Source organism: Streptomyces sp. MCA2, from assembly GCF_023544705.1.
Classification (GTDB): Bacteria; Actinomycetota; Actinomycetes; order Streptomycetales; family Streptomycetaceae; genus Streptomyces; species Streptomyces decoyicus.
In genome coordinates this window covers 11671-26194 of the sequence record NZ_JAMJFM010000048.1, presented here as the reverse complement: position 1 = coordinate 26194, position 14524 = coordinate 11671, and the positions used below count along the sequence as shown (strand labels likewise).

Below are 14524 nucleotides of genomic sequence, written 5' to 3'. Positions count from 1 at the left end.
TGAGTGGCGAAAAGGATCAGGAAGTCTTGGGGGGCTGGGCGGTTGCCGGCGGTGTCACGGGTGTGGTGCCGGGTCCCGCACGGCCGCTGCGGCACGGTGGCCGGGCGGCCCTGGGAGCGTCAGTGCTCCGGGCGGGCTGGTGGCTCGAACGGGCCGATGAGGTGCAGCACCTCCGGCTCGTGGCCCTGCTCCGGGAACAGCCCTGCGTCGAAGAGCACCTCGCGCTTGAGGGGCACTGAGTGCCGCTCGGCGAAGGACGCGAACAACCGGTTGGATGCGGCGTTGTCGGGGGTGATGGTGGTCTCGACGAAACGCGCGCCCAGCTCGTCCACGGCACGGGCGGTGAGCCCGTCCAGGAGTGCGGCCGCCAGCCCCTGGCCACGGTGCGCGTCGTCGACGGCGACCTGCCAGACGACGAGCGTGTCCGGGCACTCGGGGCGGATGTATCCGGTGACGAAGGCAGCCGGCTCGCCCTCCGTGTCGCGGGCGACTACGGAGGTGGCGGCGAAGTCGCGACACCACAGGAGGTAGCTGTAGGAGGAGTTGAGGTCCAGTGCCTTCGAGTCGCGGGCGATACGCCAGATCGCGGCTCCGTCCTCCACGCGTGGGGTGTCGAGCTTGAAGCCCTCCGGAAATTCTCTGATATCGCTTCGGGCACCTGCATGGTCTGCTTGTGCGGCGGTCATAGAAATTAAATTTACCCAGGGAAAAGCGAAATTGCATCGCGGGCAGGGGTTACGGAAGCGCCGAAGATGTGTTATCGCGCGGGGGCGCCCGGACGCGCGATGCCACCGCGGGATGACCCGATTTGACCTGGATGTTCGGGGCGAAACGGACACGTTGTGTAGTCGGTCACAGCTCCGTAACGCCTACGAGATCCGTCCGAATTATGGAACTTGCCGCTAGCAAAATCTTGGCGTTTGAGGTGCGGAAAAGCGGGCAGAAGAATACGGGAAGCTGTACGCGCAAGGAATTGGGAATTCGCCCCCGGAAGCCTTGGCGTAAGGCCCATCGAAACCTGCGGGGCAAGCCCATGGCAAGGCCCGCAAGAACATGCGCGGGACAATGGCTGGAAGCCTGCGGAGAACGTACGCGAAACGGTGCGGAGAACGGTCGGAGAACGTACGCAGAACCGCACCGAAGCGATACGGAGAGCGACCGGGGCGAATAGTGCGGGCGGCGCGCGGCTTTCCGGGAAACGGCGGGGTGAGGCGGTCGCGGAGCGTGTGCGACGGCCGCGTCCGTACGCTGGGTGACGCCGCCTACAGTGCCTGTATGACGTCCATGAGTGAAGGTGCGGCGCTGCACCTCAAGGGGAGGGTCCTCGTCGGGCCGGACGACGTGCGCGACGAGCTGTGGGTCGTCGGCGGCCGGGTCACCTTCGACCGGCCGGCCATGGCACGGGATGCCACCACCGTGACGGGCTGGGCGCTGCCGGGCCTGGTCGACGCCCACTGCCACGTGGGCCTGGACGCACACGGCCCGGTGGACGCCCCCACCAGCGAGAAACAGGCGCTCACCGACCGTGACGCCGGCACGCTGCTGATCCGCGACGCCGGGTCCCCGTCCGACACCCGCTGGATCGACGACCGGGAGGATCTGCCGCGGATCATCCGCGCCGGCCGTCACATCGCCCGCACCAAGCGCTACATCCGCAACTACGCGCACGAGATCGAGCCCGAGGACCTCGTCGCCTACGTCGCCCAGGAGGCCCGCCGCGGCGACGGCTGGGTCAAGCTCGTCGGCGACTGGATCGACCGCTCCACGGGCGATCTGGAGGCCTGCTGGCCCCCCGGAGCGGTCGAGGCGGCCATCGCCGAGGCCCACCGGCTGGGCGCCCGCGTGACGGCCCACTGCTTCGCGGAGGACTCCCTCGCCCCGCTCGTCGAGGCCGGGATCGACTGCATCGAGCACGCCACCGGGCTCACCGAGGAGACCATCCCGCTGTTCGCGGAGCGTGGCGTCGCCATCGTCCCCACGCTCGTCAACATCGCCACCTTCCCGCGGCTCGCGGACGGCGGTGCGGGGAAGTTCCCGCGCTGGGCGGACCACATGCGGCGCCTGCACGCGCGGCGCTACGACACCGTACGGGCGGCCTACGACGCGGGGGTGCCCGTCTTCGCCGGTACGGACGCCGGCGGCTCGCTCGCCCACGGTCTGGTCGCCGAGGAGGTCGCCGAGCTGACCAAGGCCGGTCTGAGCGCCGTGGCGGCGCTCTCCGCCACCACCTGGGGCGCCAGGGACTGGCTCGGCCGCCCCGGCCTCACCGAGGGCGCCCCGGCGGACCTGGTGGTCTACGGGAGCGATCCGCGCGAGGACGTCCGGGTGCTGGCCGCGCCGCGCCGGGTGGTGCTGCGCGGGCAGGTCGTGGGGTAGCCGGCAGCCGGTTTCCCGGGCCGCCCCGATGGGGTGACCCGGGGAATCCCGCCCGGTCAACCGGGGTCACCCGAGCGGTGGGGCCGCTGTTGCGTGGGTGGTGCCCCGTGTCACAGGAATCGAATAAATACCCGGAAACCACCCATTGGGGTGAACTGACGTCACGTGGCTGCCCGTTCACCCTCCGTGCGGACACGATGTGCGGGTCGAGGTCGTCGGCCCGCGTGATGTCCCCCATTGGCGCGGCCGGCGGCTCCATTTCTCCTGTGAGGGTTCCACACTCGTGTCCACCAGTCCCACCTGCTCCTTCGGCATGCCCCGGCGCCTCGCCGCGACCTTCGTCGCCACCACACTGACGGCCGGCTCCGCCCTCCTGCTCGGCGCCGTACCCGCGCATGCCACCGGAGACCACGGCCCGGCCCGCGGCACCGCCGACGCGGTCGTGCTGCGCACCGGCCTGAACGTCGGGCTGCTCAACAAGACGCTCGACGTCCCGCTGAACGCCGTCCTGAACGAGGTGCACGCCCCGGCCTCCGCGGACAAGACCGCGCTCACCGTCAACCTCGACGGCATCAACCACGGCAAGCCGTTCAGCGTGCTGCGCGCCGATGCCGCCACCGCACGGGCCACCACCGAGAGCCACGGCACCGAGGGCTACGCGAACCTCGTGAAGGCGAAGGTGCATCTGCCCGGTCTGCCGCTGCTGTCCCTGATCGAGGTGCAGCAGGTGACCGCCAAGGCGGTGTGCGAGGCGGGCAAGCGGCCCCGGGCCGAGTCGAACGTGCTGGGCAGCGTTCTGGTCCTGGGCAAGCGGGTCACGCTCACGGCGGGCGGCACGACGGACGTCAAGGTGCCGGGCGTGGGCGAGGTGCGGCTCGACCTGTCCAAGAAGAGCGTCCTGTCCAAGAGCGCCGCGGCCACCGCGCTCGACCTGAAGGTCTCCCTCAACCCGCTGAAGCTGAACGTCGCCGACGTGCAGGGCCGGGTCACGCTGGCCCGTGCCGCCTGCACCGCGCCGGGCGTCAAGGCGCCCGAGCGGCACGACGACGGCCAGGCCGGCGGCACCAAGCCGGCCGGCGGCAAGGGCACCGAGGTGACGCAGACGGGCTCGCGGCCCAGCACCCAGAACCTCGCGGAGACCGGCGGCAGTTCGGCCACCCCGTATCTCGCCGGGGGCGCGGCCCTGCTCGTCGCCGTGGGCGCCGGAGCGGTCGGCTTCGCCCGCCGGCGCCGCGGCGCCGCGCAGGGCGGCAACAGCTGACGGACCCCGTACACCGCGCCGGTGCTGTGGGGGCGTCGCGCGCGGTGTACGGCCCGAGGCGCGCCGTATGGCCGAGCGGCCGGTACGGCGCACCTCACCCTCGCCGGGGACCCATGCGTGGTGTGTCGGGGCCCCGGCGAGGCCTGCCCCTAGGGGCCCGTGCTACCGGGTGCGCCCGGCTCCTCCCGTCCGAGGTCCCTGGGCAACGGCGGCGGGCGGTACGGGCCCGGTCAGCCCGCGCTGCCGTGCGGGCACGCTGACGGGGCCGGCGGTGTGGCGTGCGGGCGTGCCGGGCGCAGCGGCCGGAAGTAGTGGGCCAGGGTCCAGCCGCCGATGCGGCTGCCGGCCTCGCACCCGTCGATGTCGGCGGTCCGGAAGTGGATTCCGCCCCAGACACGGGCGTCGATCATGTCCCCGTTGAGCCGGGCGGCCCGGTCGTAGTGCCGTGTGGTGCCGGTGGCCTCGGAGGAGAAGGTCAGGTCGAGGTGCGGGGTGCCGAGGATCCCGGTCAGGGTCCGGACCACGGCGCCGGTGACCGTGGTGTGGCCGCTGAGGTAGTCGGGGTGCGGCGGGGTGACGAGCAGCGGCTGCCACTGCGGGTCGGCCTCGGTCGCGGGGTTGCCGTCGGTGCCGGCCAGCTGGACCGCGGTGACCGGCCGCCAGAAGCCGTAGTGGAGCTTGGCGTCCCATGCCGTGACCACGGCGTCGGTCGCCGACGCGTTCGCCGCGGCGAACAGCCGGGCTGTCTCGGCGATGTCCAGGTGGTGCCGGGCGGAGTGGTCCCGGAACGCCGACTGGAGCTGCACCGTCAGGTTGCCCCCGAAGAACAGCGCGGTCTCGGTCTGCCGCGCGGTGCGGGGCGATCCGGTCCTCGAGCCCATGGACTTCACCTCGTTGACGTCCCGGGCGTAGCGGGCCGAGGGCAGGGCGGGCGGTCCGCCGGGACGGAACTGGGACGGGGAGGCCAGCACCATGGGGCGCAGTCTGCCGAGCCAGGGGTCGATGAAGGGCTGATGGGCGGGCGGAGTGGGCCGCCAGACGCCGGGCGCGGGCGCGGCGGTGAACTCCACCGGGGCGAACCGGCCGTCTCCTTCGCGCAGTGCGACGAGGTGGCCGGCGGCGCGCTCCCCGAAGGCCACGCCCTGCCGCTTCGCGGTGCCGTCGGGGATCCTGGCGAGCGAGGCGGCGTAGGCGGTATCGAGCGGGGCCTGCGAGGCGGGGAAGTACGTCAGCAGTACGCGGTGTGCGGCGGTCACGGCCGCCGCCTCGGGCGAGGCGGTGGCGGGCCCGCGCGCCCGCCATTTGTACGGGGCGTAGCGGCCCTGGATGCCGACCACGGCGTTGTAGACGGCGGCCGAGACGAACCCGTGCCAGATGACCGCCTGCCCGGAGGGGCGGGTGGCGCCGACGTGGGCGCTGATGGCGTCGGTGGCGAGGGCGTTCCAGTCGCGCACCGCCTGGGGGTCCGCCGCCGGCGGCACGTGGCCGGCGGCGGTGGCGGTGGCGGCGGGGCCGGTCACGGCCGTGAGAGCGAGGAGCAGGAGGGAAGCGAGGGCGCCGAGGGCGGTCCGTCCACCCGAACGAGGAGTATCCATAACTGACTTAACAGCCAAAAGGGTGAACGGTCACACCGATGCGCCAACGGGAAGGGGTGCGCCGGTGCACTCGGTTTCCGGGCCCCGCCCCGTTCCTCGCTCCGCGCGGACCCGCTCGGCATCCTTTACCCGAGTACCTCGCCCAGCGCCGCCACGAACCGGTCGGTCGTGGCCCGGTCCCGCACCGCCAGGCGCAGCCAGCCGGGGCCCAGGCCGGGGAAGGTGTCACCCCGGCGCACCGCGAAGCCGCGGGCCCGCAGCGCGGCCCGTACCCCGTCCGCGTCCGGCAGCCGGATCAGCACGAACGGGCCCGCCGCCGGGCCGGCCGCCCTGATCTGCGGGAACTCGCCCAGCCGGGCCAGCAGATGAGCCCGGTCCACGGCGATCGCCTCGGCCGCCGCTGCCGCCTCCGCCAGCGCCTCCGGCGCACAGCACGCCTCGGCGGCGGCCAGCGCGGGACTGGAGACCGGCCACAGCGGCTGCGCCCGCTCCAGGGCGGCGACGGTGTCCGCGGCGGCCAGCACATAGCCGATCCGCAGCCCGGCCAGCCCCCAGGTCTTGGTGAGGCTGCGCAGCACGACCAGGCCCGGCAGATCCGTGCGCCCGGCCAGCGCCTCCCGCTCACCGGGCACCGCGTCCATGAAGGCCTCGTCCACCACCAGCGTCCGGCCGGGCCGCGCCAAGCCGGCCAGCACGCCCGCGGGGTGCAGGACGGAGGTGGGGTTGGTGGGGTTGCCGACGACGACCAGATCGGCGTCCTCGGGCACCGCGGCCGGGTCCAGCCGGAAGCCGTCCCGCGCATCGAGCAGTACCCGGGTGACGTCGTGCCCGGCGTCCCGCAGCGCCGCCTCGGGCTCGGTGAACTGCGGATGCACCACGACCGGCCGGCGGGCCCGTACGGCGCGCGCGATCAGCACGAACGCCTCCGCGGCCCCCGAGGTCAGCAACACCCGCTCCACGGGCAGACCGTGCCGTGCGGCCACCGCCCGGCGTGCCGCACGGCCGTCGGGATACGCGGCGAGGCCGTCCAGCGACGCGGCGATGCGTGCCTTGAGCCAGGCCGGGGGAGTGCCGCTGCGGACATTCACCGCAAGATCGGTCAGATCCGTCAATGCGCCTTCCGTGCCCCGTACTTCGGCATCGCCGTGGTGCCGCAGATCGGGCTCGTGCGGCGGGGCGTCCGCGGCGGCGTCCCGCGGCGGTGCGGACCCGGTGTGCGCCGGCATGCTCACCGCTCCCCGCGGTCCGTGGACAGCGGAGCGCTCCGCTCCGGTGCGCCGTCCGTCTCCCGGGCGTCCTCCGCCGCCGCCCGGTCACCGCACGGCGCACCGCTCAGCAGCGGATCGCCCGCCACCGTCGCGTGGTAGCGCTCCATCACCACCGCGGCCACCTCGGCCGCGGGGCCGATCGCCTCCGCGCCGTACACCTCCGAGCCGGGGTGCGCCGCGGACCAGCCCTCGGCCTGCATGTGCAGCCGCTCCAGCAGGTCGCCGGGGAAGAGGAAGTAGGGCAGGACCACGATCCTGGCCGGCCCGCGGGCCCCCGCCGCCAGCGCCAGGCACCGGTCCAGGCCGGTCGGCACATCGGGCGCCGCCTGCGAGACGAACGCGGTCTCCACGCCCGCGAACCCGCGCCCCTCCCACAGCAGCCGCGCGGCGCGCGCGACCTCGGCGTTGGCGTACGGATCGGCCGCGCCGCGCCCCACCAGCAGCACGGTGGTGCGGGCCCGGTCCTCGGGCTTGCGGGCGCCGCTGCCCAGTGCCTCGTCCAGCCGCCGCTCCAGCACATCGAGCACCTTGGGGTGCGGCCCCAGCTCGGCGCCGCAGGCGTAGCCGAGCCCGGGGTGGCGCTCCGCCGCCCGCTCCAGGGCCGCGGGCAGCGCTTCCGGTACCGGACCGGTCGGGGCCAGCAGCAGCGGTATGACGGCGAGCCGGGTGGCGCCCCGCTCGACGAGCCCGTCGACGGCGTCGCCCAGCGGCAGCGGAGAGGCCGGAACACCGAAGAAGCCGCCGGCGACGGGCACGTCGGGGTGGCGTTCGCCGAGCACACGCACCAGCGCGCGCAGAGCCTCGGCCCCGCCTTCGTCACGGGTGCCGTGACCGGCGATGAGCAATGCGGGAGAGGTGGTCACTGGGTCTCCTTGGTACCGGTGGTTGCGCTCTCGGGCGCCGGGTCGCCGACGACCCCCGTCCGCCGATCCGGGCCACGGCGGGGCGGGTTGGGGGAGGTCATGACGATAACCGCCCCCGTACAGGGCACGGCGGCCGCTCCCTCCCTACCAGCGGTAAGGGCACCGGAGTCTGTTACTGCCGGCCCGGCGAGCGCACAGGTCGCCCGGGCCGGCGGCGGTGACTTCCGCTTGCCGGCGACCAGTGCGGCACCCGGCCCCGCGGCGAGCAGGGCGGCCGCCTCGGCCACGCTCGGCGTCCCGACGGCGGCGTCCGCGGCCGCGGACGGCTCCGGTCCCCGTACGGCCGCCAGCGCCTCCGCCGGGAACGACCGCAACGGCACCCCCAGCGCCCGCGCCGCCCCGGTCAGCCCCGGCTCCGCCGCCTTCGCCGTCACCGTCGCCAGCGCGACGACCTGCGAGGAGGCATATCCCGCCGCCGCGCAGGCGGCCGTGATCAGCTCCAGCACCTCGGACACCGGGACGCCACGGCGCGCCCCCACGCCGGCGACCAGCGGCGTGGACGGGCCGCCGGCCTCGTCGGCCGCCCGGTGTCTCATACCGCGACGGCTCCCCGGCCGAAGGCGACCCGGCCGTGCCGGCCCGCCAGGACGGCGGTGAGCCCGGTGGGCCCGGCCGTGACCGGCTCACCCGGCCACCGGACGCCGAGCGCCGCCGGCTCGGCGCGGGCCACTCCCGGGTCGGGGTGCGCAGCGGTGAGCGGGACCAGCGGCAGCACCGGCAGGGCGCTGCCGGACGGGTGCGGGGTATCGCCCCGGTCGAGCAGGAACGGGGCCAGGCCCGCGCCCGTCCCCGGCGGGGTCAGCTGCCAGGCGGGACGGCCGCCGTCGGGGGTGCGCCGGGACATGGCGACCGGGGTGCCGGGGTCGTGGCCGTGCGCCCGTGCCGCGGCCACCCGGGCCGTGATGCCGGTGACCCGGACCGCCCAGGTGACCAGCCGCGGCCCGGTCAGCGCATCGATGCCGAACCACCGCGGCCCGTCCGGGTCGGGCTGCTCCGGATCGGGCCCGATGATCTCGAAGTACGCCCCGCCGCCCAGCCCCAGCAGATGGATGGGGGCGCCTCCCATGCCCTTCAGGCTATGGGGGAAGGTGCCCCGGCCCGGGTGGCTGCCGCCGGGCACCGGCCGTACGCCGGTCAGCCCGGCGATCTCGGCGAGGGTGCGGTCCAGGTCGGGTGTGGCGTGGACGAGATGGTCGAGGACGGCGGGGGACCCGGCCTCCGGGGGCTCGGCCTCCGGGGCCCCGGTCTCCTCGCTGCCGCTCCCGCGCGTCACCGGACGGCGCTCCCGGCCGGTGCGGCCTGCGCCGCGCTCGCCACCAGACGCCCGGCCAGCGACGGCTCGGCGGCCCAGTGCACATGCAGATACGAGGCATGCACCCCGCCGCTGACGAAGCCCTCCAGCCGCCGCTCCGGGTGCGTCAGCCCCCACGCCGGGTCCGCGCCCGCGCCCGGCTCCAGCACCGTGCGGTGGAACTCATGGCCCCGCACCCGGGTGCCGGCCGCCGCCAGCGCGTTGTCCCGCAGGGCCACCGCCTCGCGGTAGCCGAGGGTGAGCCGTTCGGTCATCCGGGACTCGGCGGGCAGCACCCCGCACATCGGCTTCCCGTCGAGCGACCGGGACAGGTAGAGCAGCCCGGCGCATTCGGCGGAGACCGGTGCCCCGGAGGCGGCCAGGGCGGCCACCTCCGCGCGCAGCGGGGCGTTCGCCGACAGGTCCGGGGCGTACATCTCCGGGAAGCCGCCGCCGATCACCAGCCCCTGGGTGCCGGGCGGCAGTTGTTCGTCGCGCAGCGGGTCGAAGGGGGCCACCTCGGCGCCCGCCGCGGCCAGCAGCTCGGCATGCTCGGCGTACGAGAAGGTGAACGCGGCGCCGCCCGCGACGGCGATCAGCGGCTTCTCCGGGGAGGCCGCCCCGCCGGCCGGGGCCAGCTCCGCCGCCGGGTCCCAGGGCGCGTCCGGCAGCTCCGGCACTGTGTGCGCCAGCGCCAGCAGGGCCTGGAGATCGCAGCCCGCGCGGACCCGCGCGGCGAGTTCGCCCACCGACTCCACGGCCTCGGCCCGCCGCTCGGCGACCGGCACCAGGCCCAGGTGCCGGGAGGGCGTACCGGCCCGCCCGTCCCGGCGCAGCGCGCCCAGCACCGGCACACCGGAGGAGTCCATCGCCTCCCGCAGCAGCTCCTCGTGACGGTCCGAGCCGACCTTGTTGAGGATCACCCCGGCCAGCCGTACCTCCGGGTCCCAGGAGGCGAAACCGTGCACCAGCGCGGCCACCGACCGGGACTGCGAGGACGCGTCCACCACCAGCACCACCGGTGCCCGCAGCAGCTTGGCCACCTGCGCCGTCGAGGACAGCTCGCCCATTCCGGACGCCCCGTCGAACAGCCCCATCACGCCCTCGACGAGCGCGAGATCGGCGCCCGCCGCACCGTGCAGGAACAGCGGCGCGATCCGGTCGGGCCCGCACAGATAGGCGTCCAGATTGCGGCCGGGACGGCCGGTGGCCAGGGAGTGATAGCCCGGATCGATGTAGTCGGGTCCCACCTTGTGCGGCGAGACCACGAGCCCGGCCTCGGCGAACGCCGCCATCAGGCCCGTGGCCACCGTCGTCTTCCCCGCCCCCGACGACGGGGCGGCGATCACCAGCCGGGGGATCGAGCCACCGCTCATGCCGCGCACCCTCTCGTCACCATTCGATGCCCCGCTGGCCCTTCTGGCCCTCGTCCATCGGGTGCTTGACCTTGGTCATGTCCGTCACCAGATCGGCGAACTCCAGCAGCGGTTCGGGGGCGCCCCGTCCGGTGATGACGACATGCTGCGTACCGGGACGGTCGCGCAGCGCCGCCACCACCTCCTCGGTGTCGATCCAGCCCCACTTCAGCGGATAGGCGAACTCGTCCAGCACCAGCAGCTTGTACGTCTCCGCCGCCAGGTCCCGCTTGACCTGCTCCCAGCCCTCGCGCGCCGCCTCCTCGCTGGAGGAGATGTCGCGCTGCACCCAGGACCAGCCCTCGCCCATCTTGTGCCAGGCGACCGTGCCGCCCTCGCCGGAGTCACCGAGCACCTTCAGCGCCCGCTCCTCGCCGACCTTCCACTTCGCCGACTTCACGAACTGGAACACCCCGACCGGCCAGCCCTGGTTCCAGGCGCGCAGCGCCAGCCCGAAGGCGGCGGTGGACTTGCCCTTGCCCTGGCCGGTGTGGACGAACACCAGCGGGCGGTTGCGGCGCTGGCGGGTGGTGAGCCCGTCGTTCGGTACGACGGACGGCTGTCCCTGCGGCATTACGCGGCCTTCCTGTTGCCTTGCACGGTCCGTACGAGCGCGGAGACGCTGTCCGCGCGCAGTTCGTCGAGGGTGATCGCGGTGCCCTGGAGCTCACGGGCCAGCTCGCCCGCGAGGCCCAGCCGCACCGGGCCCGCCTCACAGTCCACGACCACCGAGGCGGTGCCCTCACCGGCCAGCAGCCGGGCCGCGCGGGCGGCCCGGCCGACGGGCTCCGGGCCGCCGGTGGCCCGTCCGTCGGTGACGACCACCAGCAGCGGCCGCCGCGAGGCATCCCGCATCCGCTCGACCCGCAGCACCTCATGGGCCCTCAGCAGCCCCTCCGACAGCGGCGTACGGCCGCCTGTCGGCAACTGCTCCAGCCGCGCCGCGCCCGCCTCGACCGAGGACGTCGGGGGCAGCGCCAGCTCGGCGCCGGTGCCACGGAAGGTGATCATGCCGATCTTGTCGCGCCGCTGGTAGGCGTCCAGCAGCAGCGAGAGCACCGCGCCCTTGACCGCGCTCATCCGCTTCCGCGCCGCCATCGAACCGGACGCGTCCACGACGAACAGGACCAGATTGCCCTCCCGCCCCTCGCGTACCGCCTCGCGCAGATCGTCCCGGCGCACCACCAGCCCCCGCCCGCTGCGGCCGCGCGCCCGCTGGTGCGGCGCCGCGGCCTGCACGGTCGCCGCCAGGTGCAGCTTGCCCAGGGCGCCGTGCGGACGCCGGGCACCGGTCGTCCGGCCGTGCGCGGTCCGCGCCCGCGACCTGCGGCCGTCCGCGCCCTCGCCCAGGCCCGGCACATCCAGCCGCCGGGTACGGAACGGCTGGGTGGCGCCGACCGCCGCCTTCTGGCCGCCCGCGCCCGGGGCGCCCTCCTGGGACTGCTCGGGAGCGGCCGGCTGCTCCTGCCGCTCGGGGGCCTCCGGGGCCTCGGGGCCGTCGGGGGCCTGGGGAGCCTCCTGCTCCTGCTGGTGCGGGAGTTCGGGGCGCTCCGTACGGGGATCCTCCTCCGGCCCACCGTCCTGCGGCGGCTGTCCGCCGCCGTCCGGACCGCCCCCGTCGGGGCCGCCGTCCGGCCCGTCCGGGTCCGGATCGTCCTCGCCGTCCGTGCCCTCGTCCGCCCCGCCGAACTCCTCCAGCGTGCGGTCGAGCTTGTCCTCGTCCAGGCCGGGCGCGTCGAAGGGGTTACGGCGCCGGCGGTGCGGCAGCGCCAGCAGCGCCGCCTGCCGCACGTCCTCCTCCAGGACGTCCGTCCGCCCGGCCCATGCGGCCAGCGCCGTGGCGGTACGCGCCATCACGATGTCCGCGCGCATCCCGTCCACCTCGAACGCCGCGCAGGTCGCCGCGATCTGCCGCAGCGCCGCGTCCCCCAGCGTCACGCCCGGCAGCAACTCCCGTGCCGCGGCGATGCGGTGGCGCAGCTCGTCCTCCTCGGCCGCCCAGCGTGCCGCGAAGCCCGCCGGATCGGCGTCGTACGCCAGCCGGCGCCGGACCACCGACACCCGCTGGTCGGGCTCGCGCGAGGCGGCGACCTCGACGGTGAGCCCGAACCGGTCCAGCAACTGCGGCCGCAGCTCGCCCTCTTCGGGGTTCATGGTGCCGACGAGCAGGAACCGGGCCGCATGCCGTACGGACACCCCCTCGCGCTCCACGTACGAGGCGCCCATGGCGGCCGCGTCCAGCAGCAGGTCCACCAGATGGTCGTGGAGGAGGTTGACCTCGTCGACGTACAGGATGCCGCGGTGCGCATCCGCCAGCAGGCCCGGCTCGAAGGCCTTCACGCCCTCCGACAGCGCCCGCTCGATGTCCAGCGCGCCGACCAGCCGGTCCTCGGAGGCGCCGACGGGCAGTTCGACCATCCGCGTCGGGCGGTCCTCGACGGCACCCGTCTCGTGCGGCCCGTCGGGGCAGCCGGGGTCGGGCGCGTCGGGGGCACAGGCGAAGCGGCAGCCGCCGACCACGTCCACATGCGGCATCAGCGCCGACAGCGCCCGCACGGCGGTGCTCTTGGCGGTGCCCTTCTCGCCGCGGACCAGTACACCGCCCACCGCGGGGCTGACCGCGTTCAGCAGCAGCGCCAGCCGCAGATCGTCCATCCCGACCACCGCGGTGAACGGGTACTGCGGAGTCGTGTTGTGAGCGGTTGTCATGCTGTGTCGTCCTCCTGGTCGTCGGCCGGCTGCTCTGCTGCGTCTTCTGCGTCCGTCGCGGTCCTCCGTTGCGTACCCGTCATGGCGCTCCCGGAGGCACGAACGGCAGCCCCTCCGGAACCCCTTCCTCGATCAGCCGGAGCAGCGCGGCGGTGTCCGCGTGCTCCTCGATCAGATCGCCCAGCCGGTCCAGCTGCTCCTCGCGCAGGGTGGCGAAGCTGGTGTCGGGGGCGGGCACGAACGCCCGGCCCGCGTCCGCCGCGACCCGCCGCAGGAAGGCCCGCCGGAAGCTGTCGCTCTCCAGCGAGCCGTGCCAGTGCGTGCCCCATACGGAGCCGGCCCGGCAGCCGTCCAGGCCGCGTCCCCGGCCGTCGGAGATGAACTCCTCGTCCCCGCCGGTCACTTCGGCGACCCCGTGGTGGATCTCGTAGCCCGCCACCGGCTCGCCCAGCGCCTCGCCGACCGGCCGCGCCAGGGTCTTCTCCGCCGCGAACCGCACCCGTACGGGCAGCAGCCCCAGCCCGTCGACCGTGCCGGCCTTTGACTCGATGTCGTCCTCGATGCGCTCGCCCAGCATCTGGTACCCGCCGCAGATGCCCAGCACCGGGCGGCCCTCGGCGGCCCGCCGGGCGACCGCGTCCGCCAGCCCGCGCTCACGCAGCCACTCCAGCGCCCGGACCGTGCCCCGGGTCCCCGGCAGCACCACCAGGTCCGCGTCGGCCAGTTCCTCGGCCCGGTCCACGAACCGCACCACCACGCCCGGTTCCGCGGCCAGCGCGTCCACGTCCGTGAAGTTCGACATCAGCGGTACGGCGGCGACCGCCACCCGCAGCACCTCCGCGCCGTGCGGCGGCGTCACCACGCTCTCACGCACCGCGCCCCGCAGCGACACCCTCAGGCCGTCCTCCTCGTCGATGCCGAGACCGTGGGAGAAGGGCAGCACCCCCAGCGTCTGCCGTCCGGTGAGGCCGCGCAGCATCTCCAGTCCCGGCTCCAGCAGCGTCACATCGCCCCGGAACTTGTTGACCAGATACCCGGCGACCAGCGCCTGGTCCTCCTTGGACAGCAGCGCGGTGGTGCCGAAGAAGGAGGCGAACACCCCGCCACGGTCGATGTCACCGACCACCATCACCGGAATACGGGCGGCCCGCGCCAGGCCCATGTTCACGATGTCGGTACGCCGCAGATTGATCTCGGCGGGGCTGCCGGCGCCCTCGCAGATCACCGCGTCGTACGTCCGCCGCAGCTCCTGGAGGCAGTCGGTGACCGTGCCGAGCAACTCCTCCCGGCGCCCGGCATACAGCGCCTTCCCGGCGGACGACCCCCCGGCCTCCCCGAAGTACCCCCGCGCGCTGAGCTCACCCACCGGCTTCCCCAGCAGCACCACCTGGCTGCTGCGGTCGCTGCCGGGCTTGAGCAGTACGGGATTCATCAGCGCGGTCGGCTCCACCCGCGCCGCGGCGGCCTGCATCGCCTGGGCCCGTCCGATCTCCGCGCCCTCGCGCGTGACGAACGAGTTCAGCGACATGTTCTGCGCCTTGAACGGCGCTACCCGGACGCCCTGCCGGGCCAGCCAGCGGCAGATGCCCGCCGTCACCACGCTCTTGCCGGCGTCGGACGTCGTACCGGCCACCAACAGGCCACCGCCGACGGCCCCTCCGGATGCCTTGAACCGCCCGTTCACCG

At 74.5% G+C, this 14524-nt stretch carries 12 protein-coding genes; 2 read left to right on the top strand and 10 right to left on the bottom strand.

Annotated elements, in window-relative coordinates; genetic code table 11:
• Positions 1 to 119: 119 nt before the first annotated feature.
• A complete protein-coding gene (ectA, locus tag M8I34_RS31205) occupies positions 120 to 686 on the bottom strand; it encodes a diaminobutyrate acetyltransferase (protein WP_030085042.1) in 567 nt (188 codons plus the stop codon).
• Between the two features lie 598 nt (positions 687 to 1284).
• Here ectA and M8I34_RS31200 point away from each other — a divergent pair.
• The gene (locus M8I34_RS31200) at positions 1285 to 2376 is read left to right on the top strand and encodes an amidohydrolase family protein (RefSeq protein WP_250055244.1); all 1092 of its coding nucleotides are present in this window, start codon (positions 1285 to 1287) and stop codon (positions 2374 to 2376) included.
• A gap of 313 nt (positions 2377 to 2689) precedes the next feature.
• The gene (locus tag M8I34_RS31195) at positions 2690 to 3637 is read left to right on the top strand and encodes an SCO1860 family LAETG-anchored protein (RefSeq protein WP_250055242.1); all 948 of its coding nucleotides are present in this window, start codon (positions 2690 to 2692) and stop codon (positions 3635 to 3637) included.
• A gap of 230 nt (positions 3638 to 3867) precedes the next feature.
• Here the strand turns inward: M8I34_RS31195 and M8I34_RS31190 are convergent, their stop codons facing one another.
• The 9 genes from M8I34_RS31190 to M8I34_RS31150 all read right to left on the bottom strand — a co-directional run bounded on the left by M8I34_RS31190 (position 3868) and on the right by M8I34_RS31150 (position 14522).
• Positions 3868 to 5232, bottom strand: a complete 1365-nt coding sequence (locus M8I34_RS31190) for a vanadium-dependent haloperoxidase (RefSeq protein WP_250055138.1) — start codon at positions 5230 to 5232, stop codon at positions 3868 to 3870.
• Between the two features lie 125 nt (positions 5233 to 5357).
• Positions 5358 to 6458: an Rv2231c family pyridoxal phosphate-dependent protein CobC gene (cobC, locus tag M8I34_RS31185; protein ID WP_250055136.1), complete on the bottom strand. Its 1101-nt coding sequence runs from the start codon at positions 6456 to 6458 to the stop codon at positions 5358 to 5360.
• A gap of 2 nt (positions 6459 to 6460) precedes the next feature.
• Complete coding sequence (locus tag M8I34_RS31180; RefSeq protein WP_250055134.1) at positions 6461 to 7363, bottom strand: sirohydrochlorin chelatase; 903 nt, start codon at positions 7361 to 7363, stop codon at positions 6461 to 6463.
• Positions 7360 to 7959, bottom strand: coding sequence for a cobalamin biosynthesis protein (locus M8I34_RS31175; protein WP_374211012.1), 600 nt, complete (start codon positions 7957 to 7959; stop codon positions 7360 to 7362). Before M8I34_RS31175 ends, M8I34_RS31180 begins: the two co-directional genes overlap by 4 nt.
• Positions 7956 to 8696, bottom strand: a complete 741-nt coding sequence (locus M8I34_RS31170; protein WP_250055132.1) for a VOC family protein — start codon at positions 8694 to 8696, stop codon at positions 7956 to 7958. The genes M8I34_RS31175 and M8I34_RS31170 overlap by 4 nt, the downstream gene beginning before the upstream one ends.
• Positions 8693 to 10090 carry a cobyrinate a,c-diamide synthase gene (locus M8I34_RS31165; RefSeq protein ID WP_250055126.1) on the bottom strand — a complete coding sequence of 466 codons (1398 nt, stop codon included), beginning with the start codon at positions 10088 to 10090 and terminating at the stop codon, positions 8693 to 8695. The genes M8I34_RS31170 and M8I34_RS31165 overlap by 4 nt, the downstream gene beginning before the upstream one ends.
• A gap of 16 nt (positions 10091 to 10106) precedes the next feature.
• Positions 10107 to 10703 carry a cob(I)yrinic acid a,c-diamide adenosyltransferase gene (gene cobO / locus M8I34_RS31160; protein ID WP_030085021.1) on the bottom strand — a complete coding sequence of 199 codons (597 nt, stop codon included), beginning with the start codon at positions 10701 to 10703 and terminating at the stop codon, positions 10107 to 10109.
• Entirely contained in the window at positions 10703 to 12838 is a 2136-nt protein-coding gene (locus tag M8I34_RS31155; RefSeq protein ID WP_250055124.1) for a putative cobaltochelatase, read from the bottom strand. The genes cobO and M8I34_RS31155 overlap by 1 nt, the downstream gene beginning before the upstream one ends.
• Positions 12839 to 12917: 79 nt before the next feature.
• The gene (locus M8I34_RS31150) at positions 12918 to 14522 is read right to left on the bottom strand and encodes a cobyric acid synthase (RefSeq protein ID WP_250055122.1); all 1605 of its coding nucleotides are present in this window, start codon (positions 14520 to 14522) and stop codon (positions 12918 to 12920) included.
• Positions 14523 to 14524 lie beyond the last annotated feature (2 nt).

Bases quoted from the DNA above. Each gene is read 5' to 3' on its own strand.
- ectA (WP_030085042.1), bottom strand. From the start codon at position 686: ATGACCGCCGCACAAGCAGACCATGCAGGTGCCCGAAGCGATATCAGA.
- M8I34_RS31200 (WP_250055244.1), top strand. From the start codon at position 1,285: ATGAGTGAAGGTGCGGCGCTGCACCTCAAGGGGAGGGTCCTCGTCGGG.
- M8I34_RS31195 (WP_250055242.1), top strand. From the start codon at position 2,690: ATGCCCCGGCGCCTCGCCGCGACCTTCGTCGCCACCACACTGACGGCC.
- M8I34_RS31190 (WP_250055138.1), bottom strand. From the start codon at position 5,232: ATGGATACTCCTCGTTCGGGTGGACGGACCGCCCTCGGCGCCCTCGCT.
- cobC (WP_250055136.1), bottom strand. From the start codon at position 6,458: ATGCCGGCGCACACCGGGTCCGCACCGCCGCGGGACGCCGCCGCGGAC.
- M8I34_RS31175 (WP_374211012.1), bottom strand. From the start codon at position 7,959: ATGAGACACCGGGCGGCCGACGAGGCCGGCGGCCCGTCCACGCCGCTG.
- M8I34_RS31165 (WP_250055126.1), bottom strand. From the start codon at position 10,090: ATGAGCGGTGGCTCGATCCCCCGGCTGGTGATCGCCGCCCCGTCGTCG.
- cobO (WP_030085021.1), bottom strand. From the start codon at position 10,703: ATGCCGCAGGGACAGCCGTCCGTCGTACCGAACGACGGGCTCACCACC.
- M8I34_RS31155 (WP_250055124.1), bottom strand. From the start codon at position 12,838: ATGACAACCGCTCACAACACGACTCCGCAGTACCCGTTCACCGCGGTG.